Annotated in this window: 23 protein-coding genes; 14 read left to right on the plus strand and 9 right to left on the minus strand. The window is 67.6% G+C overall.

Annotated features, from left to right (window positions below):
- Positions 1-21: 21 nt before the first annotated feature.
- The 3 genes from BMX93_RS10170 to BMX93_RS10180 form a co-directional block, all read right to left on the minus strand.
- Positions 22-465 (minus strand): sugar ABC transporter permease, encoded by a 444-nt coding sequence (locus tag BMX93_RS10170; protein ID WP_091970726.1) that lies wholly within the window; start codon positions 463-465, stop codon positions 22-24.
- 24 nt (positions 466-489) lie between these two features.
- Complete coding sequence (locus BMX93_RS10175; protein WP_091970796.1) at positions 490-1,818, minus strand: extracellular solute-binding protein; 1,329 nt, start codon at positions 1,816-1,818, stop codon at positions 490-492.
- A gap of 92 nt (positions 1,819-1,910) precedes the next feature.
- Positions 1,911-3,062, minus strand: coding sequence for an ROK family transcriptional regulator (locus BMX93_RS10180; protein WP_091970728.1), 1,152 nt, complete (start codon positions 3,060-3,062; stop codon positions 1,911-1,913).
- 261 nt (positions 3,063-3,323) lie between these two features.
- Between BMX93_RS10180 and BMX93_RS10185 the strand changes: the two genes are divergently transcribed.
- Positions 3,324-4,778 carry a glycoside hydrolase family 3 N-terminal domain-containing protein gene (locus tag BMX93_RS10185; RefSeq protein WP_091970730.1) on the plus strand — a complete coding sequence of 485 codons (1,455 nt, stop codon included), beginning with the start codon at positions 3,324-3,326 and terminating at the stop codon, positions 4,776-4,778.
- Positions 4,775-5,695 (plus strand): ROK family protein, encoded by a 921-nt coding sequence (locus BMX93_RS10190; RefSeq protein WP_091970732.1) that lies wholly within the window; start codon positions 4,775-4,777, stop codon positions 5,693-5,695. Before BMX93_RS10185 ends, BMX93_RS10190 begins: the two co-directional genes overlap by 4 nt.
- On the opposite strand, the gene BMX93_RS10195 is transcribed toward BMX93_RS10190, so the two are convergent.
- Positions 5,668-6,750 (minus strand): N-acetylglucosamine-6-phosphate deacetylase, encoded by a 1,083-nt coding sequence (locus BMX93_RS10195; protein ID WP_177170182.1) that lies wholly within the window; start codon positions 6,748-6,750, stop codon positions 5,668-5,670. The two genes, BMX93_RS10190 and BMX93_RS10195, sit on opposite strands and share 28 nt — an antisense overlap.
- Before the next feature lie 231 nt (positions 6,751-6,981).
- Here BMX93_RS10195 and nagB point away from each other — a divergent pair, with 231 nt between their 5' ends.
- Together nagB and BMX93_RS10205 are read left to right on the plus strand one after the other, a co-directional pair.
- The gene (gene nagB / locus BMX93_RS10200; protein WP_218139301.1) at positions 6,982-7,782 is read left to right on the plus strand and encodes a glucosamine-6-phosphate deaminase; all 801 of its coding nucleotides are present in this window, start codon (positions 6,982-6,984) and stop codon (positions 7,780-7,782) included.
- On the plus strand, positions 7,779-8,492 hold the full coding sequence (locus BMX93_RS10205; protein WP_091970738.1) for a GntR family transcriptional regulator: 714 nt from the start codon (positions 7,779-7,781) through the stop codon (positions 8,490-8,492). The genes nagB and BMX93_RS10205 overlap by 4 nt, the downstream gene beginning before the upstream one ends.
- Positions 8,493-8,610: 118 nt before the next feature.
- Here the strand turns inward: BMX93_RS10205 and BMX93_RS10210 are convergent, their stop codons facing one another.
- Positions 8,611-10,335 (minus strand): class I adenylate-forming enzyme family protein, encoded by a 1,725-nt coding sequence (locus BMX93_RS10210; protein WP_245725825.1) that lies wholly within the window; start codon positions 10,333-10,335, stop codon positions 8,611-8,613.
- A 332-nt stretch (positions 10,336-10,667) separates the two neighbouring features.
- Between BMX93_RS10210 and BMX93_RS10215 the strand changes: the two genes are divergently transcribed.
- The 9 genes from BMX93_RS10215 to BMX93_RS10255 all read left to right on the plus strand — a co-directional run bounded on the left by BMX93_RS10215 (position 10,668) and on the right by BMX93_RS10255 (position 20,085).
- Entirely contained in the window at positions 10,668-11,315 is a 648-nt protein-coding gene (locus tag BMX93_RS10215) for an SAF domain-containing protein (protein WP_091970739.1), read from the plus strand.
- Positions 11,315-12,193: a P-loop NTPase family protein gene (locus BMX93_RS10220; protein WP_091970741.1), complete on the plus strand. Its 879-nt coding sequence runs from the start codon at positions 11,315-11,317 to the stop codon at positions 12,191-12,193. Before BMX93_RS10215 ends, BMX93_RS10220 begins: the two co-directional genes overlap by 1 nt.
- A complete protein-coding gene (locus BMX93_RS10225) occupies positions 12,190-13,899 on the plus strand; it encodes a TadA family conjugal transfer-associated ATPase (RefSeq protein WP_091970742.1) in 1,710 nt (569 codons plus the stop codon). Before BMX93_RS10220 ends, BMX93_RS10225 begins: the two co-directional genes overlap by 4 nt.
- Complete coding sequence (locus BMX93_RS10230) at positions 13,893-14,789, plus strand: type II secretion system F family protein (protein ID WP_091970744.1); 897 nt, start codon at positions 13,893-13,895, stop codon at positions 14,787-14,789. The genes BMX93_RS10225 and BMX93_RS10230 overlap by 7 nt, the downstream gene beginning before the upstream one ends.
- Entirely contained in the window at positions 14,782-15,687 is a 906-nt protein-coding gene (locus tag BMX93_RS10235; RefSeq protein WP_143052886.1) for a hypothetical protein, read from the plus strand. The genes BMX93_RS10230 and BMX93_RS10235 overlap by 8 nt, the downstream gene beginning before the upstream one ends.
- A gap of 112 nt (positions 15,688-15,799) precedes the next feature.
- On the plus strand, positions 15,800-16,006 hold the full coding sequence (locus BMX93_RS10240; RefSeq protein ID WP_245725826.1) for a hypothetical protein: 207 nt from the start codon (positions 15,800-15,802) through the stop codon (positions 16,004-16,006).
- 182 nt (positions 16,007-16,188) lie between these two features.
- The gene (locus BMX93_RS10245) at positions 16,189-16,518 is read left to right on the plus strand and encodes a TadE/TadG family type IV pilus assembly protein (protein WP_177170183.1); all 330 of its coding nucleotides are present in this window, start codon (positions 16,189-16,191) and stop codon (positions 16,516-16,518) included.
- Positions 16,519-16,549: 31 nt separating this feature from the next.
- The gene (locus tag BMX93_RS10250) at positions 16,550-17,059 is read left to right on the plus strand and encodes a TadE/TadG family type IV pilus assembly protein (protein ID WP_177170184.1); all 510 of its coding nucleotides are present in this window, start codon (positions 16,550-16,552) and stop codon (positions 17,057-17,059) included.
- Positions 17,056-20,085, plus strand: coding sequence for an AfsR/SARP family transcriptional regulator (locus BMX93_RS10255; protein WP_091970753.1), 3,030 nt, complete (start codon positions 17,056-17,058; stop codon positions 20,083-20,085). The genes BMX93_RS10250 and BMX93_RS10255 overlap by 4 nt, the downstream gene beginning before the upstream one ends.
- 95 nt (positions 20,086-20,180) lie before the next feature.
- Here the strand turns inward: BMX93_RS10255 and BMX93_RS10260 are convergent, their stop codons facing one another.
- Entirely contained in the window at positions 20,181-20,771 is a 591-nt protein-coding gene (locus tag BMX93_RS10260; protein ID WP_091970755.1) for a MarC family protein, read from the minus strand.
- Between the two features lie 199 nt (positions 20,772-20,970).
- Positions 20,971-22,302 (minus strand): MFS transporter, encoded by a 1,332-nt coding sequence (locus tag BMX93_RS10265; RefSeq protein ID WP_091970757.1) that lies wholly within the window; start codon positions 22,300-22,302, stop codon positions 20,971-20,973.
- An 82-nt stretch (positions 22,303-22,384) separates the two neighbouring features.
- Between BMX93_RS10265 and BMX93_RS10270 the strand changes: the two genes are divergently transcribed.
- Positions 22,385-22,819, plus strand: a complete 435-nt coding sequence (locus BMX93_RS10270) for a hypothetical protein (protein WP_091970759.1) — start codon at positions 22,385-22,387, stop codon at positions 22,817-22,819.
- Between the two features lie 418 nt (positions 22,820-23,237).
- Here BMX93_RS10270 and BMX93_RS10275 read toward each other — a convergent pair whose 3' ends face one another.
- Positions 23,238-23,900 carry a response regulator gene (locus BMX93_RS10275; protein WP_091970761.1) on the minus strand — a complete coding sequence of 221 codons (663 nt, stop codon included), beginning with the start codon at positions 23,898-23,900 and terminating at the stop codon, positions 23,238-23,240.
- Complete coding sequence (locus BMX93_RS10280) at positions 23,893-25,308, minus strand: sensor histidine kinase (RefSeq protein ID WP_143052887.1); 1,416 nt, start codon at positions 25,306-25,308, stop codon at positions 23,893-23,895. Before BMX93_RS10280 ends, BMX93_RS10275 begins: the two co-directional genes overlap by 8 nt.
- Positions 25,309-25,481 lie beyond the last annotated feature (173 nt).

Genomic DNA, 25,481 nt, shown 5'->3' on the forward strand with positions numbered 1-25,481 from the left:
ATCCTCGGAAGGCCTCGGCCACTATCCGGGCACCGACGCGCCGCGCCCTCCCACCACGGCTGCTGCGTCGCCTACACCCTCATCTGGGAAGAGCCGCGAGACGCCCATCCCGATGAATATGCTCCCTGCCACCATGGCCGATGTGAAGACGAGTGTCCGGGCGAAGGCGGACCAGAACTGCGGGTCGACAAAGACCTTCTGGTACTGGGCCAGCCCGACACTGCGGTAGATCCCGGTGAACAGGGTCTTTTGGCTGTAGTCGGTGAAGGAGGTGATCACCAGGAAGATGATCGGTGCGAGGGTCAGGACGCAGATGACCAGGCCTGCCGGGGTGAGCAGGAACAGCGGGGCGAGATCGTGGCCCCTGGAGCGTCGCGACCGGTGCCGCCCGGATGACCGCTGTGGGGTTTCCACAGCGGTCATCCGGGAGTCGACCGCAGCCACAGTTGCGCTGGGCTTGTTCATGGGCTTCTTCCTCGGATCAGCAGATCACCCGTTGAGCACTGTGTCGAGGTGCGAGTCGAAGTCGCTCGCAGCGTCCTTCGGGGTCTTGGCTCCTGACGCGATGTCGGCGAAGAACTGCTGGACTGCTCCGTCGGCCTCGATCGTTGCCCAGTGCGCGGCGGCCGGAGTCGACTTCGAGTTCTGTGCGGCGATGAAGAACGCCTTCTGGACTTCCGAAGCCTTGCTCTCCGCTTGGGCGGTCATTTCCTTGGTCACCGGGACCCAGCCCTGGTCGCCGAAGATATTCGTCATCTGGACGTTCTCGCTGGTAGCGATCTTGAGCCAGGTCAGTGCCAGCCCCTGTTCCTTCGACTTCTGGGCAATGCCCCACACCGACCCGGCCAGCATCACCGGCTGGTTGTTGCCCGACACCCCCGGGAAGGGGAAGGTTCCGAGGTCGTCGGCGCTGATCTGCGGATTGTCCTTCTCGATGGCCGCGATTTCCCAGCTGTTTCCGAGAACTGCCGACGTCTTGCCCTGCGCGAAGATGTCCTTGTCCTGGTCGGGCATTGCCGATCCGGTGGTGTCGAGAGTTGCGGAGGCCTTCGAGGAGTAGGTGTTCTGGAAGGTCTTGAACTGCTCAAGACCCTTCTGCGAAGCGTTGCTGGACAGCTGACCAGACCACTTGCCGTCGCTGCCCTTCGTTGCGATGTCGCCGCCGGCGTCCCACACCCATTGCAGGCCGGCGTACCAGTACTTGCCGGGCAGATAGAAGGGGGAGAAGTCCGCTGTTGAGCTGAAGGTCGACTTGACCTTGTCGAGGTCCTGGGTGAGCTGGGTGTAGCTCGTCGGGGCCTCCGTAATGCCCGCCTGTGCCCACATCTTCTTGTTGTAGATGACCGAGCGGGTGGCGGCGAAGGCCGGAGCGGCGTACAGCTTCCCGTCCACGGTGGCCGGGCCCTCCAGTCCGGGCAGCCAGCTGCCGCCCTGCTGCAGGACGGACTTGTTCGAGGTGATGTCCATGAGTCCGCCGCTTGCAGCGAAGCTGCCGACGTCGGTGTTTCCCAGTTCCACCACATCGGGTGGCGTATCTGTGGCGAGTGCCGTGGTGATCTTGGTCGAGATCCCGGACCACTGCTGGGTCTCCACCTTCACCGTGGCACCGGTCTGCTTGGTGAACTCGTCGTTGATCGCCTTCATGGTGGCGTCGGTGAGATCGCCGGTCATGTTCCACACCGTCAGTGTCTTTCCCTGACCGTCGGTGCTCGGGGAAATCTGATTGCCGGTGGACGAACTGCTCGTCCCGCTGGAACAGGCGGCCAGCGTTAGGGCTGCAGCAAGGACCCCCACTGTCCGGAACAGTGACTTGTGCATCGAGACTCCTTGTATGTCGTGGCGGAACTCTCTCCGCCGGATGAACCCGGAGATTCCCGGGATCTGGGTGGCCAGCTGGTGATGGCGGTGCATCACTCCACTCCCAACTCGCCGGAGAGGACCAGCTCGGTGGCTCCGAGCAGGACGAGATTGATGTCATCGGTGGACGGACGGATCACCAGGCCATTGCTCACGGCGGACATGGTGTTCGCCCGCACGGTCGCCCGCGCGGTGTCGGTGAGGACGCCGCCGACCAGCTCGGCTGGGCCGGAGACGATCACCTCGTTGAGATTCAGGGCGCTGATGATCGGGGCAAGAGCCACGCCGAGCGCGGTCCCGGCACCACTGAGCACCTGGTCGCGGTCTTCGCCTGCGCCGATCCGTCGCTTGAGCTGCGAGGCGGCGAGCGCCACCTCGAGGCAGCCCACGCGGCCGCAGGCACACAGGCCCTCGTCGCTCACCACGACGTGCCCGATCTCGCCGGCGGCGAACTGCTCGCCCTCGACGAGTGCGCCACCCACGATGAGTCCCGCGCCCACGCCGTGCTCAATACGCACCACCATGAGGCTTCGTTCGTGTGTGCTCTCGAAGGTGCGCACGCCCAGGACGGCGGCATTTGCGTCATTGGCGACATGGACGGGGTAGTCGAAGCGGGACCGGATTCGAGCCGCGAGATCGAGCTCGTACCACCTCAGGTTGGGGGCCTCGCGGACCTTGCCCTCGGGGGTCACGATGCCGGGAGTGCCGACGCCGATCCCCAGGACGCGGACTGTGACCGCGTCCGCGAGGGAGCCTATGAGCGCGAGCACCTGCTCGAGCGCTTCGTCCCCGCCCATTCCGGCGAGCGGGAGCTCGACGCGATGCTGGACCTGGCCGTGGAGGGTCATGACGGCACCCACGAAACAGTCATCCGGGGAAAGATCGATGGCGAGGACACGCAGCTGCTCGTCGGCCAGCCCGACGAGCATCGCGGGTTTGCCGGGGCGGGCGCTGCCTATGGTGCGCGGCCCGAGCTCCACGACCAGGCCGTCCTCCTCCAGCCCGGCGACCAGGTCCGAGACGGTGACCCGGGTCAGCCCCGAGGCGCGGGCGATGTCGGCGCGGCTCTGCGGCCCCTCGTGGAAGAGATGGCGTAGCACGAGGCGGCGGTTGTGACGACGCGCGTCCTCAGGCAGCGATTTCACGTCAAGTCGGCTGCGGCTGCTCGTGACCTGTGCGCGACGACGCCTGGCAGTGGTTGACATCGTCACCTCCTCGCTCCATTGTGGAAGGTGCCCTGATGATTGTTAGTACACCGTCCTGACAAATAGAAGTCAAGCAGGAGTGCGGACCAAATGGATGACAGCCTCGTTTCAGTTCTGTCAAGATCGCATGACGCATCAAAAACCCTAGTGAGAGGCATGCAGGAGAGGAGAGGCCAGTCATCGGGTCCGCTGTGGCGGCGAGCTTCGATCGAGGAGGAAGACTGCTTGCGGGCGTGTTTTTCGTAAGGTTTACTTACAAACATGAGTGTGGACACTGCTCCCGCAGGCATGTACCGAGAGGTGCTCGGGACCCTCCTGCTGGGCTTTGCGGGAGCGCAGCTTCCCGACTGGGTGGCGGCCCTCCTCGAGGACGGACTGGCCGGGATCTGCCTGTACGGCGACACCATCGGCACGCCCGACGAATGCCGGCGTCTCGTGGCTCAGGTGCGCGCCCACAAGCGCGACGCGATCGTCGCCGTCGACGAGGAGGGGGGCGATGTCACCCGGCTTCACTTCTGCACCGGCTCCCCCTATCCGGGAAATGCCCTGCTCGGGCGACTCGACGACCTCGCGGTGACCGAGCAGATCGGCAGGGATGTCGGTGCGGAGGCGATTGCGGCGGGCTGCACCCTTCTTCTGGCCCCGGTCGCCGATGTGAGCACCAATCCCCTCAATCCGGTCATCGGCGTGCGAAGCTTCGGCGCCGATCCGCACCGGGTGTCTGCCCATGTCGGCGCATGGATCCGTGGTGCCCACTCGGCCGGCATCGCCGTATGCACCAAGCACTTCCCCGGCCATGGCGACACAACCGTGGACTCGCATCTGGGCCTGCCCCGGGTGACCCGTGATCTCGACGCGCTGAGCACAGGCGAGCTGATCAGCTTCCGGGCAGCGATCGCGGCCGGAACCGACGCGATGATGACCGCCCACATCCTTCTTCCGGCACTCGACCCGAAGGCCCCGGCGACGATGAGTCCACGGATCGTCGGCCAGCTCCTTCGCCAGGATCTTGGATTCGCAGGGGTCGTGCTGAGCGACGCCCTGGACATGGAGGGTGCGCGGGCGGGGCGGGGCATCGCGGGGGCCGCGGTCCGCTCCCTCGCTGCGGGCGTCGACCTGCTGTGCCTGGGCGGTGACAACGATCCGGCGCTCATCGACGAGATCTGTGCCACGGCATCCGCGGCTGTCCGGGCCGGGGCCCTCACCATCCAGCGGATCGGAGATGCGGCACGCAAGGTCCGCGCGCTGCAGGGCGCTCGTCCGAGCCGGGACCTGACCTGGGGACAGGCTGCCGCGGCGCCGATGCCCAGCGACCGGCTAGCTGCCGCCTTCGAGATCAGCGATCGTGCGCGGCGTTGGATCGATGAGGCTGACGGACGCTTTGAGTTCATCACACTCGAGGCGCCCGTCACGCCTGCCATCAACGCCGTGCCCTGGGGTCCTGCCGCGAGCGCCATCCCGAGCATCCAGGTGTCCTCGGCACACGCCCCGCTGCCGGTCGACGGAGGATATGTCGCCGTGGTGGGTCGAGATATCCACCGTCACGAGGATGCCCGGGCGTTCGCCGACCGGGCCCGTGAGGCGCTCGGACAGCGAGTGATCTGCGTCGAGATGGGAATGCCCGGGCCTGATCTCGGGTACGCCGATATCGCCACCTTTGGTGCGTCTGCGCTGGTGGGGAAGGTATTGGTGGAGCTCCTGAGGGGGCACTCGTGAGACTCGGAGTGGATGTCGGAGGAACGAAGGTCGAGGTGGTGGCTCTCGAGGAGGGCCATCGGGTGGCCTCGAGCCGCGTTGTGACGGGTCACGGCAATACCGGCGTGGTCGAGTCGGTGCTGACGGCGGTTGCTGGCCTGCTGGCCGAGCCGGGATTGCATCATTCGGCGATCGAATCGGTGGGGGTGGGCATCCCCGGTGTCGTCGATCTCGTCAGCGGGCGCGTCACGCACGCGGTGAACCTCGGGGTGGAGGATCTGGCGCTGGGGCCGATCCTCGCCGCGCGATTGGGCGTGGAGGTCCGGGTCGACAATGACGTGAACGCGGCATGCCTGGGTGCCTACCATCTGCTCAAACTGAGCGGGTCGATGGCCTATCTCAATCTGGGCACCGGGCTGGCAGCGGGACTGGTTCTGGATGGCCAGCTCTGGCACGGCTCCCGAGGCTCTGCCGGTGAGATCGGGCACATCAGCCTCGACCCGAACGGACCTGTGTGCGCCTGCGGTCAGCATGGCTGCCTCGAGGTCTATGCCTCCGGGTCGGGGCTGGCACGCGCCTGGCCGACGCATGATCTGCACCCCACCGACAATCTCTTCGATGCCGCCGATGCCGGCGATCCTCGGGCCATTGTCGTGCGGGACACCTTCGTGCGGGCCGTCGCCGACGCTGTGAGCATCCTTGTTCTCACCCTCGACGTCGATTCGGTGGTGATCGGCGGAGGACTGAGCAATCTCGGCGGCCGGCTGATGCACCCGCTTGCGCGCGAGCTCACGGAGCGCGCAGGGTGCTCGGCCTTCCTTGCCGGGCTGGGTATCGCCGATCGCCTTCGGCTTGCCTCCCACGGCAGCGCGGCACCAGCGGTGGGTGCCGCCCTCATCGGTGCCGGATCTCAGAAGAAGCTCAGTTCGCCCCGGTGAGACACACAGCTGATCCGCCCAGCGGTGACCCCGACAAAATCGGCCGGATCATTGCGCCGTAGCGCGGGAACCTGCAGATTCAGCAGTCGCGCCGGGTTTCCGTTGGTCCACAGCGCAATGCTGCGCGGGTCGATTCCTCGCGTGAGCAGGTGATCGACGCCATCGCGGAGCACCGATGTACTGCCGGCCAGGGCACCCGTCCCGACAATCCGGGCAATGCCGCGGCGCACCTCCACCGGCGATCCAGCGATCTGGAAGTGCCCATCGCCGAGACCCGAGGCGGCCATCGAATCGGAAACCAGAAGCAAGCGGTCACCGGCAAGCCTTATGGCGAGATCGACCGCGTCGTCGCAGACATGCTGCCCGTCGGCGATGAGTTCCACGCTGAGCCGTCCGTCGAGCAGGGCCACGCTGGCCACCCCTGGGGTGCGGTGGTGCAGGCCCGACATCGCATTGAACAGGTGGGTCACGTCGCTGGCGCCGGCATCCACTGCCTCGCGGGCGATCTCGGCGCTGGCATTGCTGTGGCCGATCGCCACGACGACGCCATGGGCCACCAGCGCCGAGATAGCGGACATCGCACCTGGCAGCTCGGGGGCAAGGGTGATGAGCCGCACCGTGCCCCCACCTGCTTCGACCACATCGAGCAGCTCAGCGGCGGCGGGGACGCGAAGCAGCGAGCTCTCGTGCGCGCCGCGTTTCTCGGGCGAGATCCACGGTCCCTCGAGATGGATTCCAGCGAGTTCACCGGACCAGACCAATGGAGCAAGCTCTGTGATCCGTTTCTTCACCTCTGCCAGAGCTGCCGTGGCAATGGTGGCATTGAGCTGGGTTGTGCCGTTCTCGTGGTGGAAGGCGATGGCGGGTCCGGGATCGGATCCGAGCATGCCGAAGTCAATGCCGCGCGCGCCATGGGTGTGGACATCGACGAAGGGGGGAAGGAGCATGTCGAACCGCTGGTCAGGCGGAACTGGCGCTGTGCCGGCGCCACGCTCGACAATGAGCCCGCCTTCGGTGCGCAACCAGCCCGGTGCGCTCGCGTTCGTGTCCGCCATCTGGCTCGCCTGGATGAACATGATGGGCGCTGCCTCCCCTTCGGTCCTGGTCAGGCGACGAGAGATATGCCGGATGACCTGAAATTGGTATATACCTGTTCTATCGGTTGCAGGGCTCATGGGGCCACCGAATCAGTCAGCCGTCGGCTGCCTGCAGCGGGCCGGTTCATCATGAAGGACGCTCATCGGGAGATCCACGAGGCGTCCTGTGGGCGGAAAGGACGAGGACCGGTGGAAGTCATCATCGTCGACAATGAGCTGATGGTCGCCCGCACTGCGGCGGACCTGGTCAGCGATCTGGTCAGCGCTCAGCCCTCGGCAGTGCTCGGAGTCGCGACCGGAAGCAGCCCGGTGGGCCTGTACCAGGAGCTGTCGCGTCGGGTGAACAGCGGCGAGCTCTCGTTGGAGCGGTGCAGCGCGTTCATGCTCGACGAGTACGTCGGGCTGGGCGCCGAGCATCCCGCCAGCTATCGCCGATTCATCGAGGAGAAACTCGTCGAGCCCACCGATCTGCCGCCTGCGAATGTGCACGGCCCGGACGGTTCGGCGTCCGACCTGGTGGCGGAATGCGATGCATACGAGAAGGCCATCGCGTCGTGCGGCGGCGTCGACCTGCAGATCCTGGGCATCGGCACCGACGGCCACATCGGTTTCAACGAGCCTGCCTCTTCGCTCAGCAGCCGGACCCGGATCAAGACCCTGACGCACCAGACCCGACTCGACAATTCGCGGTTCTTCGATGGCGATATCGACCGGGTGCCACACCACTGCCTCACCCAGGGGATCGGCACCATCATGGACGCCCGCACGATCGTGCTGGTGGCCACCGGGCGGAAGAAGGCCGACGCCATCCATCGCATCGTCGAAGGTCCGGTGACGGCCCGGTGGCCCGGTTCGCAACTGCAGCATCATCCCCATGTGACCGTTGTCGTCGACGAAGCGGCGGCGAGCGAGCTGGAGCTGCACGACTACTTCGTCCAGATCCATCGCGACAACGAGTGGGGCAGGAACCTGCGGGTCGGTGAGGGGTGAGCGCCGAATCCGCGGCGCCTGCCTACCTGCGCATCAAGGCACAGATCGACCAGGCCTATGTCCGGGGCCAGCGCGCCGACCGGGCGATTCCTGCAGAACGTGCTCTTGCGCAGGAGTTCGGCGTGACGCGCGCCACCGTGCGCAGGGCGGTGGGGCAGCTGGTGGACGAAGGACGGTTGTACAGCGTTCGCGGTGCAGGGACCTACTGCGTCGGCCCGGGCATCGCCAAGACGCTGCGGCTCAACTCCTTTACCGAGGAAGTCCGGATGGAGGGTCACGAACCGAGCTCACATCTGCTGGGGGTCGCGGAGGTTCCGGCGAGCGAGCACGTCGCCCGCCGGTTGGGGCTCAGCCCAGGGGCACCGGTGATCGAGATCAGGCGGCTGCGGTGCTCCGACGGAGAGCCAATGTGCCTGGAGTCCGCGTCCCTGCCCTGCGGCCGAGTTCCGCAGCTGCGCAACCACGATCTCACCGGCTCGCTCTACAGGCTCCTGGCGGACGTGTACGGACTCGACCTCAGCTGGGCCGAGCAGCAGGTCGAGGCGGTCGTCTACGCTCCCGACGAGGCAGAACTGCTCGGTGTGGCGCCGTTCTCGGCGGCCCTGCGCGTCGAGCGCACCACCTTCGACGCCCGCGGCGGACGGGCCGAGTTCTGCGTCACGAGCTATCGCGCCGACAAGTTCTCGCTGCGTTTCTCGGTGCGCAGGTAGGCCGGTCGCGCCCTCGGTGGACAGGAGTTCACGGGCTCGGTGAATCGATCTGCATCCGGTTTCCCAGCCCGAGAACGATCCCGGCACTCTTGACGGTGACGTGGATGGTCGTGCGGCGTCAGGGTCGGACGAACAGGCCATCCTTCGCGTCCTGGGGTGCCCGCTGCTTGAGCACGAAGTGCTGCTTCTTGCCCGTCGCAGTCATCGGCAACTCGTCCACGAAGGCATAGCGCCGCGGACGCTTGTAGTTCGCCAGCGTGTGGCTGGCCCGGCAGAAGGCGTCGAGCTGCGTGGCGGCGGCAGCATGATCGGTGAAGTAGCCGGGTTTGGGACGCACATAGGCGACGACCAGCTGGCCCCATTCGTCGTCGGGCAGGCCGGTGACGATGGACTCGGCCACGCCCTCGTGAGCTCCCAGCACCTCCTCCACCTGGACCGGATGCACGTTCTCGCCGCCCGAGATCACCATGTCGTCCTTGCGTCCCACGATGGTGACGGTCTCGTTCTCGTCCCACGTGGCCAGGTCCCCGGGATAGACCCAGCCCTCCCGGAACTTCTCGGCCTCCTCGCTCGGGTTGTCCAGGTAGGCATATCCGGCCTTGACGGTGCGCATGATCACCTCACCGATCTCCTGGCCGTCCTTGGCCGCGAGCTCGGTGGGGCGCGCGATGCGATCGGGCAGCACCTTGACCACGAGCACATCGTCGTCGACGCAGGAATGACCGGCCGATCCTGCCCCCGCCGGCAGTTCATAGGGCCGCAGGAAGGTGTTCCAGAAGCTCTCCGTTGTGCCGTAGCCGTTCGCAATCCGCGGGGTGAGGACCTGCTGATAACGAAGGGCGGCCGCTCTCTCCAGCGGCGCCCCCATCGTCACGATGCCGCGCAGCGAGCTGAGATCGCGAGGATTCTCCTCCTGGGCATCGGCGAGCCTCTCGAGATTGGTGGGCGCCCCGATGACATAGCTGAGCTGTCTCTTCTCGATGGTGTCGAGCACCGCGTTCTCGTCGAACTTCGGCATGATCACCACCTCGCCGCCCACATAGAACATCGTGTTGGGGCCGGCACAGTAGTTGCCGCCACGGTGGAACCAGGGTGACATGTTGAGGGTGCGGTCGCGCTCGTCGAGCGGGAAGTGCATGATCACGTCATGCGCCGTGAGTACCTCGTTGAGGCTCGTCAACGGCACCTGCTTGGGCATTCCGGTGGTCCCTGAGGTGAACAGCCGGCTGGTCTCGTCCCAGACCGAGGAATCGTGCGCGGCGGTGAACGAGGGCGCATCGCAGGCCAGCAACTCGTCGAATCGAATCGCGCCGCAGAGCAGCTCCCCCTCGCCGACGGCGACGAGCAGGCCAGGGCGATAGTCGGCCAGCTCGATGGCCTGGGCGATCTGCGGGGCCAGGGCGCTGTCGTAGACCAGCGCAGCCGGACGCATCTGGGCCAGGATGAAGGCTGTTTCCCCGGGCGCCAGGCGGTAGTTCATCGGAGAACTCACCGCCCGAAGACCCTGCGTAGCGAGGTAGATCATCGCGAACTCGGGACAGTTGAGCAGCTGGTGGGCCACGACATCACCCACCCCGATGCCGTGTGCCGCCAGGCCGGCCACCAGGCGCCCGGCGTCGGCGCCGAGCTCGGCATAGGTCCAGCTCCGCCCGCTCGGTAGATCGGTCATTGCGGTTCGCGAGGCGTAACGGTGGACATTGCGCTCGAAACCGCTGGCCCAGGTGAAGTGGCTCTCGAAGACCTGCTGCAAGGCGGCGGGATCGTAGCTCGTGTTCCTCGTGGTCATGGTTGTCCCTTCGCTGTGCCCAGTGCCGGCCCGGGCCAGGTGCTCGCGTCTGCTCATGGAGTATTCATCTGCTCCTGGTCGCAGACAACCCTGAGCGATGGGGTACCCCTGCACCCCGGCTCAGCCGGCGGTGGCTGTCACATCCGGGTCGCCGCGAGAAATCCTCGACGAATCCGAGGGGGCCGGCACCCCCCTCAGGGGCCCTGGCCGTGGCCACATATCTGCTGGTGAGCCATGAAATGGTCGCTGCCGGGCAGTTCTGTCAAGGATTTCGATCGGCGTGTCGTGTTGTCCACAGCCCTGATTTGTACCTGTTCTGCGCGCTCATGCTCATCTATCGTTCTTGAATCCCCGGTCACCCCCGGCCGCGGACGAAGGGATGACCGCCGATGGCCACGACCCTAAGAGCAACATCCGGACTGTTCCGACGTGCCCCAGCACCTGCGGTGCGCGCCCGACGCAGTCCCCGACTGATCGTGCTCGGACTGCTGTGCGCCTGCCTGGGCGGGCTGGGCAGCGCCTTCGCGATCCGACAGCTCACCGATGCCCGCCAGGTCGTCGTCGTGGCCCACGAGATGGCGCGTGGTGAGCTGGTCGGAGCCGACGATCTCACCACGCTGAGCGTGGGAGCCGCGCCAGGGGTGGCGGTCGTCCCGGCAGCACAGCTCGATTCGCTGGTCGGCCGCACCGCTCTCGCCGATCTTCATCGCGGAGCGGTCCTGCCTCCTGGCGCGGTCGGTGATCCCCTGATCCCGGCTGGCCGCAGCCGTGTAGGCCTGAGCTTGCCGGCAGGCCGGGTCCCCGGGGCCCTCACAGTGGGCTCCCCGATCGTCGTGGCCAGTGCCCCCGGTCCCAAGGACGACGCGAGCGTGCAGGTCACGCTCGTCCGCGTCGACGCCCAGGTGGCCAGCCAACCGGTCTCCCAGCCCAATGGCGGTCTTGCCTTCGATGTCGAGCTCGCGGAATCGGCGGCATTGCAGGTGGCAACGCTGGCGGCGGCCGAACGGCTCGTCGTGGTGAGCAAGGGAGGGAGCTGATGGCGGTCATCCTGCTGGCAAGCGCAACCGGTGCACCCGGGGTGACGACCACCGCTGTGGCGCTCGCCCTCACGTGGCCGCGCAGTGTCCTGCTCGTCGACTGCGACCCGGACCCTTCCCAGGCTGTCCTGGCCGGTTGGCTCAAGGCGGCGCCGAGCAACTCCCGCGGGCTCGTCGACCTGGCCCAGGCCCATCGCCAGATGGTTCCGATCGGCCCGCTGCTGTGGCAGTGCACGATTCCCCTCACCGGCTCCGTGGACCTCGCTGGTGAGAAGCATGGCGCAGATGCTCTTCGCGAGCCCGGGCCAGTCCGAGCAGGGCTGGAGCGCCATTTCCTGCCCGGATTCACCCGTCCGGGGGCGGCGACAGTCTTCGAACCCGTCTGGCCGGAGTTCGCACAGGGCCTCGCTGGGCTCGCGGGTGGCGAGGTGGACGTGCTGGTCGATCTGGGAAGGCTGGGTCCGCGGGGTCCGGTCTCCCCGCTGCTGGCGGTCGGTGAGGTCATGGCGGTCGTGGTGCGCAGCAGCCTTCGGTCCCTGGCGGCCACCAGGCTCCACCTCCCGATGTTGCACGAGCGGCTCGCAGGCTCGACGAGCCCAAGGCTGGGTTTCGTGGTGGTGGGCCCGGCCAGGCCCTACGGCGATGCGGAGATCGAGCGGGAATTCGCGATCCCGGTGCTTGCCGACATCGCCTGGAGCCCCGAGGACGCCGATGTGCTCATCGAGGGCGCACCGGTGCCGCGACGCTTCTGCGAGCGTCCCCTGATGAGATCCGCCCGCGCCGCCGCAACCTCACTGGCCGCGATGGCACCCCATCCGGCGCGCCCGGAGTACCGGGCACAGGACTCTCCCGAGCGGGTGGAAGGCGCTACGAGATGACAACGGATCACACGGCAGCCGATCCGGGCGGGCTGGGCCAGGCATTGGGACGACTCGGCGATCCCGACGGCGCCGATGCCCTCACCTGCGCTCTTCCGGGTGGTTCACATCCGAGATCACAGGCACTCGGGCTCGCCGGCGGGCCCGCGCGTCTGGGCCCGGCCGGCGGTCGCGCGCGGCCCAGGCCGGCCGACCTCCCCCTCGTCGCGGGCGGGATCGCAGTGCCTGCCTGCGCTGGGGGACCCGCCGTCTCGACCACGCAAGAGCCCTCCCCGCTGCGGCTAGGAGCTGCTCGCCCGGGGCCAGGCGTGGTCGAGGGCAGCTTCGGCGCCACCGGTCGCTCCCCACAGCCTGGCGAGGCACCGCTGCGTCGGACGGTCAGCCACAAGGCCAGCACCGACTGGGCCGTGGTGAGCCAGTTGCGAACGTCGATCTCGGAGATGATTACGCGCGAGCAGGATTTGTGGGAGCACGAGCACGGACAGGCGATGAGCACACCGGATCGCGAGCTCATGGGGCGGTCGGTGATCAGCCGGGCGGTCCATGAGCAGGCTGACCAGCTCAGCCGATCCGGGCAGGCGCTGTGGACTCTCGAGGTGGAGCGGCGCTACGCGAAAGCGGTCCAGGACGCCATATTCGGGTACGGCCGGATGCAGCCGGTCTTCGAGATTCCGCAGGCCGAGAACATCGAGATCCACGGATGCGACTGCGTGCTCGCACAGTTCGGCGACGGTCGCCGTGAGGAACTGGATCCGGTGGCCGACACGGACGAGGAACTGGTCGCGGCAGTGCGCTTCCTCGGCGAGGCCGCCGAGCCGCCGCGACCATTCGACGATGCCCATCCGAGCATCACGGTGGCGATCGGCGACCGCTTTCGCCTGCATGCCATTGGCTTCGGCCTGGCCGACCGGCCATCTGTGATCATCCGGCAGCATCTGCTCACCGATATCGACCTGGAGACCCTCTCGCAGGGTCAGATGATGCCGCGAGAGGTGGCCGACCTGCTACGGCTGTGCGTGCTGGCCCGCCGCTCCATTGTCATCTCCGGGGACCAGGGAGCAGGAAAGACCACGCTGCTGCGCGCCCTCGTTGACGCCATCCCCCTCACCGAACGTTTCGGCACGCTCGAGACCGACTACGAGCTGCTCACCCATCTTCAGCCCCGCCGCCGCAATATGGTCGCGCTCCAGGCGAAGATCGGGCTCGGCGAAGTCGTCGATGGCCGCCGGATCGGCGAATACACGGTTGCCGATCTCATCCCTGAAGCCCTGCGGCAGAACCTCTCGCGGCTGATCGTGGGCGAGGTACGCGGCAATGAGGCCGGCGCGATGCTGCAGGCCATGCAGTCGGGTGCTGGGGCTCTCACCACGATTCACTCCCATTCGGCATCCGCCACCATGGATCGCCTTGCGGCTCGCGTTGCCGAGGGTGGCGTGCTGCGCCTCGACGAGGCGTATCGGCAAATCGCCTACAACGTTCATCTTCTGGTGCACGTGGCGCTCGTTGACGACACCTGGCGAGGGGGACGCCGCCACCGCTACATCAGTGAGATCAGGGCGCTGACCGGCGCGATCGAGAGCGACCGGCCCACCAGCCAGCTGGTCTACCGGGCAGCCCGAGACGGATCTCGCGAGGTGTTCCAACCCGGCGAGACGCTCCTGCGTGAACTCGAGCCCTACGGCTCCCAGGAGGTGGACCGATGCTGAGCAGCACGCTGGCTGCCGTGTCCGTGGCAGCCCTCATCGTGGGCTTGTTCGTTGCCGCCGAGGGGATGAGGCCCATCGAGCGGGGAGTTTCCCCAGGTTCATCCACAGTTCTGTGGAAAAGCGTGCAGACCCGGTGGACGCGAGGCTCCCGCACCCAGCGCCTGAGACTGGCTGTTGGCGCTGTATTCGGGCTTGTCTTGGGCGTCGTGACCGGATCTGCGCTGGTGGCTGTGGTCGTCGCTGGGCTTGTGCTCATCCTCCCCTCGCTGTTGTCCACACCTGTGAACCGCGACATGGAAGTCCTCCAGGCGCTGGATCGGTGGGTGCGGCTGCTCATCGGTTCGGTCTCCACCGGCAAGTCGCTGCCCGATGCCGTCCGAGCCACCCGTGGTCAGGTGGCCCCGATCCTGGCTCGTCCCGTTGCAGGGCTCATTGACCGACTCGACTCTCGCTGGCCGCCGGAGGCAGCCTTGCGCGGGCTCGCCGACGAGTTCGCGAGTCCGGATGCCGATGCCGTCATTGCGGCCATGATCGTTGCCACCAATCGGGGCGGAAATGGCTCGACAACGGCACTGCGAGGCCTTGGCGAGCACACCAAACGGCGTCTGCAGGCCCTGCGCGAGATCGACACCGAAAGGGCCAAGCCCCGGGTGGTGGTGCGTCAGATCACGGTGATCACCCTCGCGGTCCTCGGGGGCGTCGCCGTGCTCAATCCCGAGTACCTGGCGCCGTACCGAAGCCCAACAGGTCAGCTCCTCGGCCTGGCACTGTTCGCCGGCTATCTGGGTGCACTGCTCATGCTTCGCTCGGTCGCCAGGCCGCGCCCCCGGGAGCGGATTCTGCGCGGCGGTGACCTTGTGCGCCCGATCGGAGGTGGCGGAGATGATTGATCCCCCACTGCTCGCCGCCCTGGCAGGTTCACTGGGTGCCGGAGGCTTGTTTCTCGCGACGACTGGCGCGCGGCGCCGTCCCGTACGGATCGCGGATGCCTTCGCAAACCTGGAGGGCCCTCCGCGTGAGACCGCGATGGAGACCGCAGAACTCGCCGGCCCGGCGGACTCCTGGCTCGAGCGCGTCGGCGCCCAGGTGTATGTGCGCGGCCATGTGCCCCTCAGCGAGACCACCCGGACACTGCTGCGGCTGCACGGCCGATCCATCGGTGATTTTGTCGCCGAGAAGCTCGTCCTCGGTACGGGTGGCCTGCTCACACCGGTTCTCCTCGCCCTCGCGAGCGCGACCATGGGTGCCCCTCTCGGTGCGCCAGTGCAATTGGCCGGTCTGGTGCTGGCCGTGCTGGGCTGGTTCTGGCCCGACCTGGGACTGCGACGAAGCGCTGGGCGCGTGCGCCATGACGCCGACGAAGCCCTGCTGACGCTGTTCGACCTGGTGATGCTCGAGCGAATGGCCAACCGTTCGGCCACTCAATCGCTGGAAGCGGCCGCGGAGGTGTCCGATGTGGCCGTCTTCCGACGCGTGAGGGGAGTACTCGCCCAGGCTGGCCTCGAACAGCAACAACCCTGGTCCGGACTGAGATCGCTGGCGGCTGAACTGAGGCTCCCGGCACTCGCCGACCTGGCCGACATCATGCAGCTGGACGACCAGGGTGCCTCACTGACCGAGGCGCTGGGAGCGCGGGTCGAGGAACTGAGAGATGCCCACCTGAGCGCCGAACGGATCGCGGCCAACGAGGCGAACGAGCGGATGACCCTGTGGATGGCGGTTCCGGTGATGATCTTCGGCCTCGCCTTCATCTGCCCGCCGCTCATGAGGATGGCCGGAATGAGCTGAACACACGACGGCGCCCCCGGCGCTCGCCCCGACGAACAACACCCAGGCCGCCGCCACCGATGGCCAATAGACACGACAGCCAATAGACACGACAGCCAATAGACACGAGGAGATGAGCATCATGTACTCAAGGACACTTTGCCGGCTCGCCCAGCTCGCCGCCCTGGTGGTCGGCACGCTCACTGCCCCGCCCCAGCGCGACGAACGGGGGCTGTCCCAATCCACCGAGAACGCCGTGCTCCTCGCCGGCGCAGTGGTGATCGCGGGCCTGGTCATCGCCGCCGTGCGCGCCTACGTCACCTCGCACATGCCTTCCTGACGGCCATGCTCAGCTACGCTGCCGCGCCGGATCGCGACACCGGGCGGCGCCGCAGACCCGGCCGTCGGCTTCTGACGGGTTCCTCGACACCGGGCACGATGGACGCGAGCCCCCCGGGCAGCGCCCCGCAGAGGGATGGCAGGGGCAGATTCGGGCGGGCATCGTCCCACTGTGAGCGGGGCATGAGCGAGGCCCTCTCGTGGGCCGTGCTCGCTCCACTACTCCTCGTGACAGTGCTGGGGGTGGTGGACGCGGGAGTCTGGTTGCATGCACGCAGCATCGTCCAGCAAGCCGCCCTGACGGCCGCGGAAGACCAGGCCCTGGCGGGCGTGCCGGATGGCTCCGCCGAGAGGATCGTCGAGCAGATGACCGGTGAGTTGCTCGACGTCACGACGAGCACCTCCACCACCGACGAGCTGGTGAGCGTCACTGTCGAGGCACGCGTGCCGCTGGCCCTGGATCTAGGGCTTGGTGAGGTTTCGGCCCGCGCCGTGAGACCACGCGAACGATGAACCGCGACACAGGAGGGCGACCATGCTTGCCATGAGGAGGACCCCCGCAGACCGGAGCCACCGTGGAGGGGCAGCCGGTGGAGGAACAGCAGGTGGAGGGGCAGCAGGCACGCGGGCGTGCCGCGGGAACGAGCGGGGCGCGGCAAGCACCGAACTCGTCGTCATCGTGCCGGGCCTTGTCCTGCTCATAGCCCTGATGACCGCCGGTTGGCGTATCTGGTCGGTTCGCACTCAAGTGCAGGACGCCGCCGCGGCAGGAGCGCGCGCCGCGAGCCTGGCAGACAGCGGTGCCCGAGCCCGCTCGGTCGCCCAGGAGGTGATCGGCGCAGATCTGGCAACCTCGGCCAGCATGTGCACCCAGCCACAGATAGCGGTAGACACCTCCGGATTCCTGCTGGCTCCCGGTGTCCAGGCCGACGTCCGCGTGGACATCGGCTGCACCATCGCCCTGGCTGACCTGCTCATCGCGGTACCGGGAACCATCCGCGCCGAGGGTCACGCCACCACCCGCATCGACACTTTCAGACAGCGACGGCCATGAAGCGACTACTCAGCGCACTCGGCTCACTGATCGTACTCATCGGATTGCTCCCCGGCGGGGCCTGGGCACTGTGGCATTGGGGGCGCCTCGATCTCATCGTGCACCTCACCCCGCAGGCGCTGCTGGACCCCGGAATGTCCGGTGACCTGCTCCTGGTGCTGTTCACCCTGGCCGGATGGGGAGCCTGGCTGCTCCTGAGCGCCTCGGTGGTCAGCGAAATCGTCCGAACGGCCAGCGCGGGTCGAGTGCGATGGCAACCACCCGGTGACGGGGTCTTCGGTCCGGCTGCGGCGGTGCTCATCACCTGCATCGCAGGCCTCATCGCAGGGACCGAAACCGGCCACAGCACGAGCTCCTCGTCCCATGCCTCCGACGCTGCCACGGTCGCGACAGCGCCCGCGCCGAGCGAGCAGGACGCGGCTGCCGAGCAAGTCAGCGCCTGCGGGGACTCCAGGCAGGCGAGGCTCCGGTGGCACACGGTCGTCGAGGGCGACGATCTGTGGAGCCTCGCACAGCGCTACTGCGGGGAGGGCAGCCGGTGGCGCGAGATCGTGGCCGCGAATCCGACCACGGTGCTCTCGCCACTGCAGCCCCTGGTGGCCGGGGCGCTGTTGGAGATCCCGGAGTCATGGCCGCACACCCACGCCACGTCGGGCTCGGAAGGCCCGGTCGGTTCGGTCCGGCTGCTCAATGTCTCGCAACCGAGCCCAGCCACGGTGGTCGTCGAGGAGGGGGACAGCCTGTGGACGCTGGCCCAGGAACACCTCCACGACGGCGCGCTGTGGCCACTGATCCATCGGGAGAATGCCCAGCTCATCGCTGACCCCGAGCTCATCCTGCCCGGACAACAGCTGAGGCTGCCCGCCGTGGATTCCGGGCGGGGCGATCATTCGGCTCCACCGGCCTCGCACCCTCCCGGCACCGCAGGTGATGCTCCGGTGTCCACCGCGCCGGCGCCGGGGGATCCGAGCCCCGGCGCGGCCACCCCGGCACCCCCGGCCACCCCGGGCGACGAGTCCTCGAGTCAGCTGGAACCGGTGCCCATCGATGGTCCGGCGTTCGGCAACGCGCAGGACCTGGGTGCCGCCGCGCAGAGCCCGGCAGGGGCCGTGGGCGGTTCAGGGGAGGTCTTGTCGGACGACCAGGATGTGGCCGAGTACCTGCATTCCCTCATCGGTCCGATGGGTGCTGCTGCCGCAGCGGCGCTGCTCGGGGCCTGGGCCCTGCGCCGTCGCTGGCAGCGCGCCCAGCGCGCAGCGGGTCAGCGCTCGCCTCGCCCCGGTCCGCGCGGCGAGGCCGCGCTCGCGGCAATGGCGAAGCTCGCGAACCCGACTGCGCAGGAGCGTTCACCGGACCAGCCGCCATCCCCGGAGCATGACGAGATGCACGAAGATCCCCCCGCCCATACCGGATCCGGCTGCTCGGCACCGGCTGTCGGGGACGCCGACGATGAGGCCCATCAGCCAGCGGCGGTGTCACCTACCGCGATCGCGTCGGGAGCGGCAGGGGCTCCCCGGTCCCGCGGCCCCAGCATCGGCGCGCGGCACGAGGCACTACTGGTTCAACTCGGCAGCTCCCCAGAGGGTCCCAGCACGCTCGATCTGTCGCCGGGGGGCCGGTTCAGCGTCCGTGCCGACGACACCGAGATCCTCACCGCGCTATTCGCCTCACTGGCAGCTCAGCTCGTCGGCCGCGACGACGCCGCCGTGCGGGTGCACCTTCCCCCCTCGTGCTCGTGGCTCGCCACGCTCGACGCCCCCGAGCTGGAGATCGCCTCCGACGCCGATGAACTGGTATCACAGCTGAGCGGGATCATCGCCGCCAGGCGCGCGCAGCTGCCTCTTGGATCCTCCGCCGAACCGGACGAGGACCCACCCGGCGAGGATCGTCTCCCCCGTGAGATCTTCCTGCTGGACCAGCAGTGGGACGCCGAGCAGATGGTGCTCGAGGAGCTGGGGATCGCCGTACTCTGCGTCGCGGACGACTCCGAGGAGGCCCTCGTCACCCTTGACGAGCAGCGTGGCAGCCTGGCCGGCACCCGCTTCGAACCCGCCCTGCTCACAGCGCCTGCCCGTCGCGCCATGGAGGAGCTCTTCGAGGCCGCCACCAGCACCGACTACCAGACCGCGTGGTGGTGGGCGGTCCCCTCCGATCCGCCCGGCATCCCTGCGGCGAAGACCTCATCAACCCCATGGCGGACGGCTGCTTGCGATCCGCTCGGCGAACTCGTCGCCCTGCCCACCCCTGTCAGCCCACTGCCCAGTGAGGAGTTCCCCGTGCCCGATTCGCCACCCTCACCGGCCCCCTTCCTCCGGATGCTCGGACCCATCGAGCTGCTGAACGCCCACGGGCCCCGCCCCAGCCGCGCAGTGAAGCAGTGCGAGGAGTATTGCGCCTGGATCCTCGCCCACCCCGGGTCCGGCGCCGGCCGGATGACGCGCGATCTCTTGGTCGCCGACGCCACGAGGCGCTCCAATATGTCGAGGCTGCGCTCCTGGCTCGGCCACGATGACGACGGCCAGCCCTATCTCCCGGACGCCTATACAGGCCGCATCTGCCTGCATCCGGGAGTCAGCTCGGACTGGGAACAGTTCCAGGTGCTCATCGCCGGAGGGGTCAATCGGGCCACGGACCGGGCTCTCCACGCAGCGCTGTCCTTGGTGCGCGGGGCGCCGCTGGCCGATGCTGCCCCCGGCGAGTGGCGGTGGGCGGAGGAACTGCGCACCGACATGGTCTGCGCCATCCGTGACACCGGCGTGGCTCTCGCCGAGCACTGTCTGGTGCGCCGCGAGATCGACCGGGCCCGCTGGGCCACCTCCGTCGCCCTCGCCGCAGCGCCCGATGACGAACTGCTCCTGTGCATGCGGCTGCGCACCGAGCACCTGGCCGGCAATCGCTTGGAGGTGGAGGGTCTCGTCCTGCGGATCACTCGCCACGCCCGGCTGCTGGGCGTCGATCTCCTGGACACCACCGTCCAGCTCCTGCAAGAGGTGATGGAAGGCAGGGCCCGGGCCAGGCTCGCGTGACCTCGGACCGGACCGCACTGGACTGGGCCGGACTGGACCTCACCGGGACCGAGGCGTCCGGCGCCGGCGTGCGCCTCACACCAAGAACGGGCGCCTCACATCAAGAAGAAGTCCTTCACCCCGCCCAGCAACATCTGCACAGCGACGATGATGAGGATCATGCCCATCAACCGCTCAATGGCAGTGAGGAAGCGCTCCCCCAGCCAGTGGTGCAGCCAGCCCGAGGAGTAGAGAATCAACGCGCACGGCAGCCAGGCGAGCACCACGGCGGCGAGCAGCAGCGGCCAATGCGCCGGATTCTGATTGATCATGATCACCTCGGTGGCCAGCACCGACGGGCCTGCCGTGTAGGGCACTGCGAGCGGGACGATGAAGGGCTCGTCGAACAGGCGCTCACGCAGCGAGTGTTCGGGAGTGGGGAACATCATGCGCACGGCGATGAGCAACAGAATCAGCCCTCCGGCTGCTGCCAGCGCCTCCTGGGTGACGTGCAAGATGGCCAGCAGTTTGCCGCCGATGAGCAGAAAACCCACCATGATGACCAGGGCGATGCTCAGTTCGCGCGCCAGCACACGCTGACGGCGCTTCGGGTCCACATGGTGCAAGGCGGCGAGAAACAGCGGAATGTTGCCCAACGGATCCATCACGAGGAACAGCGTGAATGACGCGGACAGCATCTCTCTCATACAGTCACTCCCTCTTGTCCGCTCGGCGCCCACGGTGGCCGGATCTTTCGCCGGTCAGCACCTTCTGCCGGCCACGAGCGCCCTGCCCGGCCTGCCGGTGCCAGCCCATGTTTACCGCACCGGACCAATGAATCCGCAAGTAATGGCCATCCTGCCCGGTTCAGGCGGGAATGATTGGTGCGTACGCCGTATCCAGCGACTATTTCTCCTTGAGCGCTATCCGCGTCCCACGGTCGAAGAGCGCATTGCCCAGCGGACGCGAGGCGGCGGCGAAGCCGCCGCTCGCCACCAGATAGAGCGCGCCGAGTCCGGCACTTACCGCGAGGCTCACCCCATTCGCCGGAAGCACGAGCGCCCCGATCACCGCGCCCAGCACAGTGCTCACGTTGTAGGCCATGTCGTACAGGGTGAACACCCGGCCGCGGAAGGAATCGTCGATGTGCGCCACCACGACGGTGTCCACCTGTACCTTCACCGACTGGCCCATCAAGCCGATGAGGAAGCCATTGGCGACGAGCGTCGGGACCCATGGGACCGAGCCCAGCGTCGCCTGGCTGATCCCCATGACGACGAGCAGCGCGATGATGCAGCGTCGCACCCCCAGCCAGTGGCCCAGCGGTGCCGCGATGAACCCGCTCAGCGCGAAACCGACTCCGCTCACGAGGAACCACACCCCGATACCGGCCAACGCCGCCGTGAGTTCACCGGGCGCAGTGAGGTGATTGCGATAAACCACGATGACCAGCCCCATGAGCATGCCGTAGCCGATCCTCACCACGCACTGCATCGACAGGGCCAGCCAGGCCGGGCGGCGTGAGGCAAGGTGACGCACCGCTTGGAGGAGCCCTCCGGCGACCTCGGCCACCGTCGCGCGATGGGCCTCGGTGCCTGGGCCCAGAGCGGTTCGATCAATCCTCGTACAGATCAGCGCGGAGCAGGCGAAGAGCACCCCTGCCAGCGCGAAGATGAGCGCATTCGCTTCGTCCACACCCAGCTGGGGGGCCACGAGCAGCCGGATCGCGCCACCGGCCCCGCCGCCTACGATGAGCCCGACCGGTCCGATCATCGGCATGATGGAGCTGGCGTCCAGGTACTCGTTGCCGGACACCGTGCGGGCAAGCCCTGCCTGCAGCCCGGCCAGGGTGAAGCGATTGAGGCTGAGCATGATCAACAACATGAGTGTGAGCGTGACCTGGCTCGCGCCCGTGGTGAGATGGCGCGCGATGAGCACTGCCAGCACGCCGCTGCACACCATCCGTACCAGGTCGACGGTGATGGAGATCCGCTGACGCGAGAAGCGGTCGAGGAAGACTGCGACGAAGGGGCCGATCAGCGAGTACGGCAGCATCGTGAGCGCCAGCACACCGGCGACCGCCCAGGCACTGGTCTGGCTTTGCGGACTGAACAACAGATAGGAGGCCATACCGATCTGCGCGGTGCCATCGCCGGACTGGCCGGCCAGGCGCACGAGCGTGAGCTTCCGGAAATCGTGGTGGACCCACAGCCTGCTCAGACGACGGGTGAATTCCACGGGACTCCCTCGAGCTGGACAGGCGATGGGCCCCGGCAGCTTATCCCGGATCGGTACGACGGGCCTCGGATAGGGTACAGCCATGAGTGGTTCGAATGAGGGATCGGCGCCAGATTCCCGTCGTACGCGGGAACAGACGGCACGCACCCAGCTTCACATGCAGGAGGAGGCGGCCCGGCGTGAGGCCGTGTCGGCGCAGAAGCTCATTGACGACTTCGTCGTCGCCGCCCGCGAGCGCGGGCTGGAACCCCAGCCACTGATGGCCAAACTCCTCTCGGGCGGCACGGTGAAGACCGACAAGAAGGGCTGGTACATCAAGCGCAGCCATACGATCGCCGTCGGCGAGGACGGCGGATACTACGTGCTCACGGTGCCCGGCGGCCTGCTGGCGCGCTGGCGCGGCGTGGAACTCCACCGAGCGCAGCCCTCGCTGCAGGTCAGCAGGGGCGGACGCGACGGCGAGACTGGCGATCTGGCCGAATTCCTGCAGCGCACTCTCGACGGCGAGAACCTCTGAGCCCAACGGGGCATCCGGTGGCAGGTGCGGCCTGGACAGGTGCCCCGTGACGGGAGCACCCCCTGAAACAGGCACCCCTGATACAGGCACCAGGGGGCTGCTGGTCACCCCCAACAGCCCCCTGGGCGAATGCGGGCCACAGGACGCAAAGCCCTGCGACGCTGGGCATGGCACGAGCCCCGGTCACCCGGCGCGGATACCGGCGCCCTAGGCAAGGGACATCTCAGTGCTGAACCCTGAGAAGAACAGTACACGAATTTGAGAGTGGGATGAGAATCTCTTGGCACAAGAGGACAGGATTCTCAGGGGCCGCTGGTACCGCGCCCTGTGCAGACCGGGTCCAGGGGCATGACTGTCGCAGCAGGACGCGGCCGGGAACCCCGACCGAGCAGGTAGATCCCGAGACCGACCGCATGCCTCAGGTGTGCACCAGGCCGGTCTCATAGGCCAACAGCACGAGCCCGACCCGGTCGCGGGCCCGCAACTTGTTGAGCAGCCTGCCGATATGTGTCTTCACGGTGCCCTCGGCCATGAACAGGCGCTGGGCGATCTCCGCATTCGTGGCCCCCTTCGCCACCTCGAGAAGCACCTCGCGTTCCCGGTCGGTCAGGACGTCGAGACGCGTGTCGGGTTCGCCGGGCCGGTCCGGCAGCGACGCAGCGACATGGTCGAGCAGGCGCCTCGTGGCGCTCGGGGCCACCACCGCGTCGCCGGCAGCGACCGTACGGATGGCATTGAGGAGATCCTGGGGGCGAGCGTCCTTGAGCATGAAGCCCGCCGCACCTGCCTTGAGCGCCGCGAAGACGTACTCGTCGAGATCGAAGGTGGTCAGAACCAGGACGCGGGTGGAGCCGTCGAGAGCGGTCACCCGGCGGGTGGCCTCGACGCCGTCCATGACAGGCATGCGAATGTCCATGAGGACGACATCGGGGGCGATTTCACCGATCTTTGCGAGGGCCTCGGCCCCATCGGAGGCCTCGCCCACCACCCTCATGTCGGATTCCGCCTCGATGAGCATGCGGAAACCGCTGCGCACCAGTGCCTGGTCATCGGCCAGCAGGACCGTGATCTGCTCAGTCATCCATGCCTCCCTCGTTCTCGTCGTGATCTGGTGCCATCGGTGATGGCGGTGTGCTCGCGGTCTGCGCCGACTCACCCGGTAGGCCAGCGTCCCCGCGCCGGGTGCCGGGCAGTCCCGTAGGCCCGGTGTGTTCGGCGGATGTGGGCTCGGTGTGTTCCATGCGTGTCGATGGTGTCGGCACCGCCGGGCGGTTCGGATGGGCAGGATGGTGGGAGGCGAGGGGCAGCTGGGCCTGCACCTGGAAGCCTCCGCTGCTCAGCGGCCCCACGGTGATGGTGCCCCCCATGGCACTGACTCGCTCGCGCATACCGCGCAGTCCATTGCCCGCGCCGTCGTCGCTGGCCTGGGCACCCCAGCCGTCGTCTCGAATGACCAGCGTGATGAGCGAGGGTTCGTAGTCGATCGCGACGAGACATCGCGCCTGGGGGCCCGCGTGCTTGAGGAAGTTGGTCACCGCCTCCTGAACGACCCGGTAGGCCGTCAGACCCACAGTGGCCGGCACCACCGGCACCTCGCCGTCGGTGACCAGCTCGACCCGGTCGCCGGCACGCTCGACCATGCCGGGAATGTCCTCAAGGCCGGGCTGCGGTGCGTAGTCGGCCTGGCCGGGACCGGCGCGCAGCACCCCCACGATGCGCCGCATCTCGGTAAGCGCCTCGCGTCCGGTCTCGGCAATGATGTCGAGCACCTCACCAGTGCCCTGCGGATTCCTCGCGGCCATCGCCTTTCCGCCTTCGGCCTGAACGACGATGACGCTCAGCGAGTGAGCCACCACATCGTGCAATTCGCGGGCGATGTCGTTGCGGACCCGCGCCTCGGTGCTGCGTGCCCGCTCTGCGCGGTTGGTGAGCGTGGCCTCGTAGCGCTGCACTGCTGCGCGGGCCAGCTCCTGAGCGGCGATGTCGTTCTCGCGCAGCCGGCGCCCGATGAGATAGGGCACGAGGACGGCGGTGAAGCACATGATGAACAGGAGCACGAAGAGGCCCACCCGACTGGTGTCCTCGCCGGTGAATCCCGGATTGTGCACCCACCGCAGCGGCCCGAGGACTGCCCCGATGGTGCCGGAGACGAGCACGAGCCGCGAGCTCCCGCCGTCGATCCAGCGGGCGATCGAATAGGCCACCACGGGGACTGCGAGCAGTGAAGCGGTCGGACCCGGCACCGCCACGCACTGGACGAGCCCGGCGACCGAGACGATGGCCAGCATGATGAGGGGTCGGCGCTGGCGCACCAGCAGCGGGAGGGTGAGACCCAGGGAGGTGAGCACAGCGGCGAACTGGCGGGTGGGGCTGGTTGCGAGCAGGTCACCCCAGAAAGCTGTTGCGGCTGTGAGCACCACGGTGAGCGCGATGTCGCCCTTCGACGGGAGAGCAACACCGCGTCGCAACGGCCAGCGTGAGGTGGACATGTCCACACCAGCCTACGGTCCTCGCGAACGGGCCCGGGGCGGCACAGGGGCCTTGGCATGTGGCGTAGTAGGTGGCTAGTGGGGGTAAGACCATGGAGGCCAGTCCGCTGGCGGATCTGCCCGCAAACTAAACTTTCCATAAGAAGACACCTACAGCACCATCGCGTGCAGAT

Source organism: Propionibacterium cyclohexanicum (assembly GCF_900111365.1).
GTDB lineage: Bacteria > Actinomycetota > Actinomycetes > Propionibacteriales > Propionibacteriaceae > Propionibacterium > Propionibacterium cyclohexanicum.

Bases quoted from the DNA above. Each gene is read 5' to 3' on its own strand.
- BMX93_RS10175 (WP_091970796.1), bottom strand. From the start codon at position 1,818: ATGCACAAGTCACTGTTCCGGACAGTGGGGGTCCTTGCTGCAGCCCTA.
- BMX93_RS10235 (WP_143052886.1), top strand. From the start codon at position 14,782: ATGATTGATCCCCCACTGCTCGCCGCCCTGGCAGGTTCACTGGGTGCC.
- BMX93_RS10240 (WP_245725826.1), top strand. From the start codon at position 15,800: ATGAGCATCATGTACTCAAGGACACTTTGCCGGCTCGCCCAGCTCGCC.
- BMX93_RS10255 (WP_091970753.1), top strand. From the start codon at position 17,056: ATGAAGCGACTACTCAGCGCACTCGGCTCACTGATCGTACTCATCGGA.
- BMX93_RS10230 (WP_091970744.1), top strand. From the start codon at position 13,893: ATGCTGAGCAGCACGCTGGCTGCCGTGTCCGTGGCAGCCCTCATCGTG.
- BMX93_RS10220 (WP_091970741.1), top strand. From the start codon at position 11,315: ATGGCGGTCATCCTGCTGGCAAGCGCAACCGGTGCACCCGGGGTGACG.
- BMX93_RS10180 (WP_091970728.1), bottom strand. From the start codon at position 3,062: ATGTCAACCACTGCCAGGCGTCGTCGCGCACAGGTCACGAGCAGCCGC.
- BMX93_RS10225 (WP_091970742.1), top strand. From the start codon at position 12,190: ATGACAACGGATCACACGGCAGCCGATCCGGGCGGGCTGGGCCAGGCA.
- BMX93_RS10280 (WP_143052887.1), bottom strand. From the start codon at position 25,308: ATGTCCACCTCACGCTGGCCGTTGCGACGCGGTGTTGCTCTCCCGTCG.
- BMX93_RS10170 (WP_091970726.1), bottom strand. From the start codon at position 465: ATGAACAAGCCCAGCGCAACTGTGGCTGCGGTCGACTCCCGGATGACC.
- BMX93_RS10270 (WP_091970759.1), top strand. From the start codon at position 22,385: ATGAGTGGTTCGAATGAGGGATCGGCGCCAGATTCCCGTCGTACGCGG.
- BMX93_RS10195 (WP_177170182.1), bottom strand. From the start codon at position 6,750: ATGGCGGACACGAACGCGAGCGCACCGGGCTGGTTGCGCACCGAAGGC.
- BMX93_RS10215 (WP_091970739.1), top strand. From the start codon at position 10,668: ATGGCCACGACCCTAAGAGCAACATCCGGACTGTTCCGACGTGCCCCA.
- BMX93_RS10250 (WP_177170184.1), top strand. From the start codon at position 16,550: ATGAGGAGGACCCCCGCAGACCGGAGCCACCGTGGAGGGGCAGCCGGT.
- BMX93_RS10185 (WP_091970730.1), top strand. From the start codon at position 3,324: ATGAGTGTGGACACTGCTCCCGCAGGCATGTACCGAGAGGTGCTCGGG.
- BMX93_RS10260 (WP_091970755.1), bottom strand. From the start codon at position 20,771: ATGAGAGAGATGCTGTCCGCGTCATTCACGCTGTTCCTCGTGATGGAT.
- BMX93_RS10275 (WP_091970761.1), bottom strand. From the start codon at position 23,900: ATGACTGAGCAGATCACGGTCCTGCTGGCCGATGACCAGGCACTGGTG.
- BMX93_RS10210 (WP_245725825.1), bottom strand. From the start codon at position 10,335: ATGAGCAGACGCGAGCACCTGGCCCGGGCCGGCACTGGGCACAGCGAA.
- BMX93_RS10245 (WP_177170183.1), top strand. From the start codon at position 16,189: ATGAGCGAGGCCCTCTCGTGGGCCGTGCTCGCTCCACTACTCCTCGTG.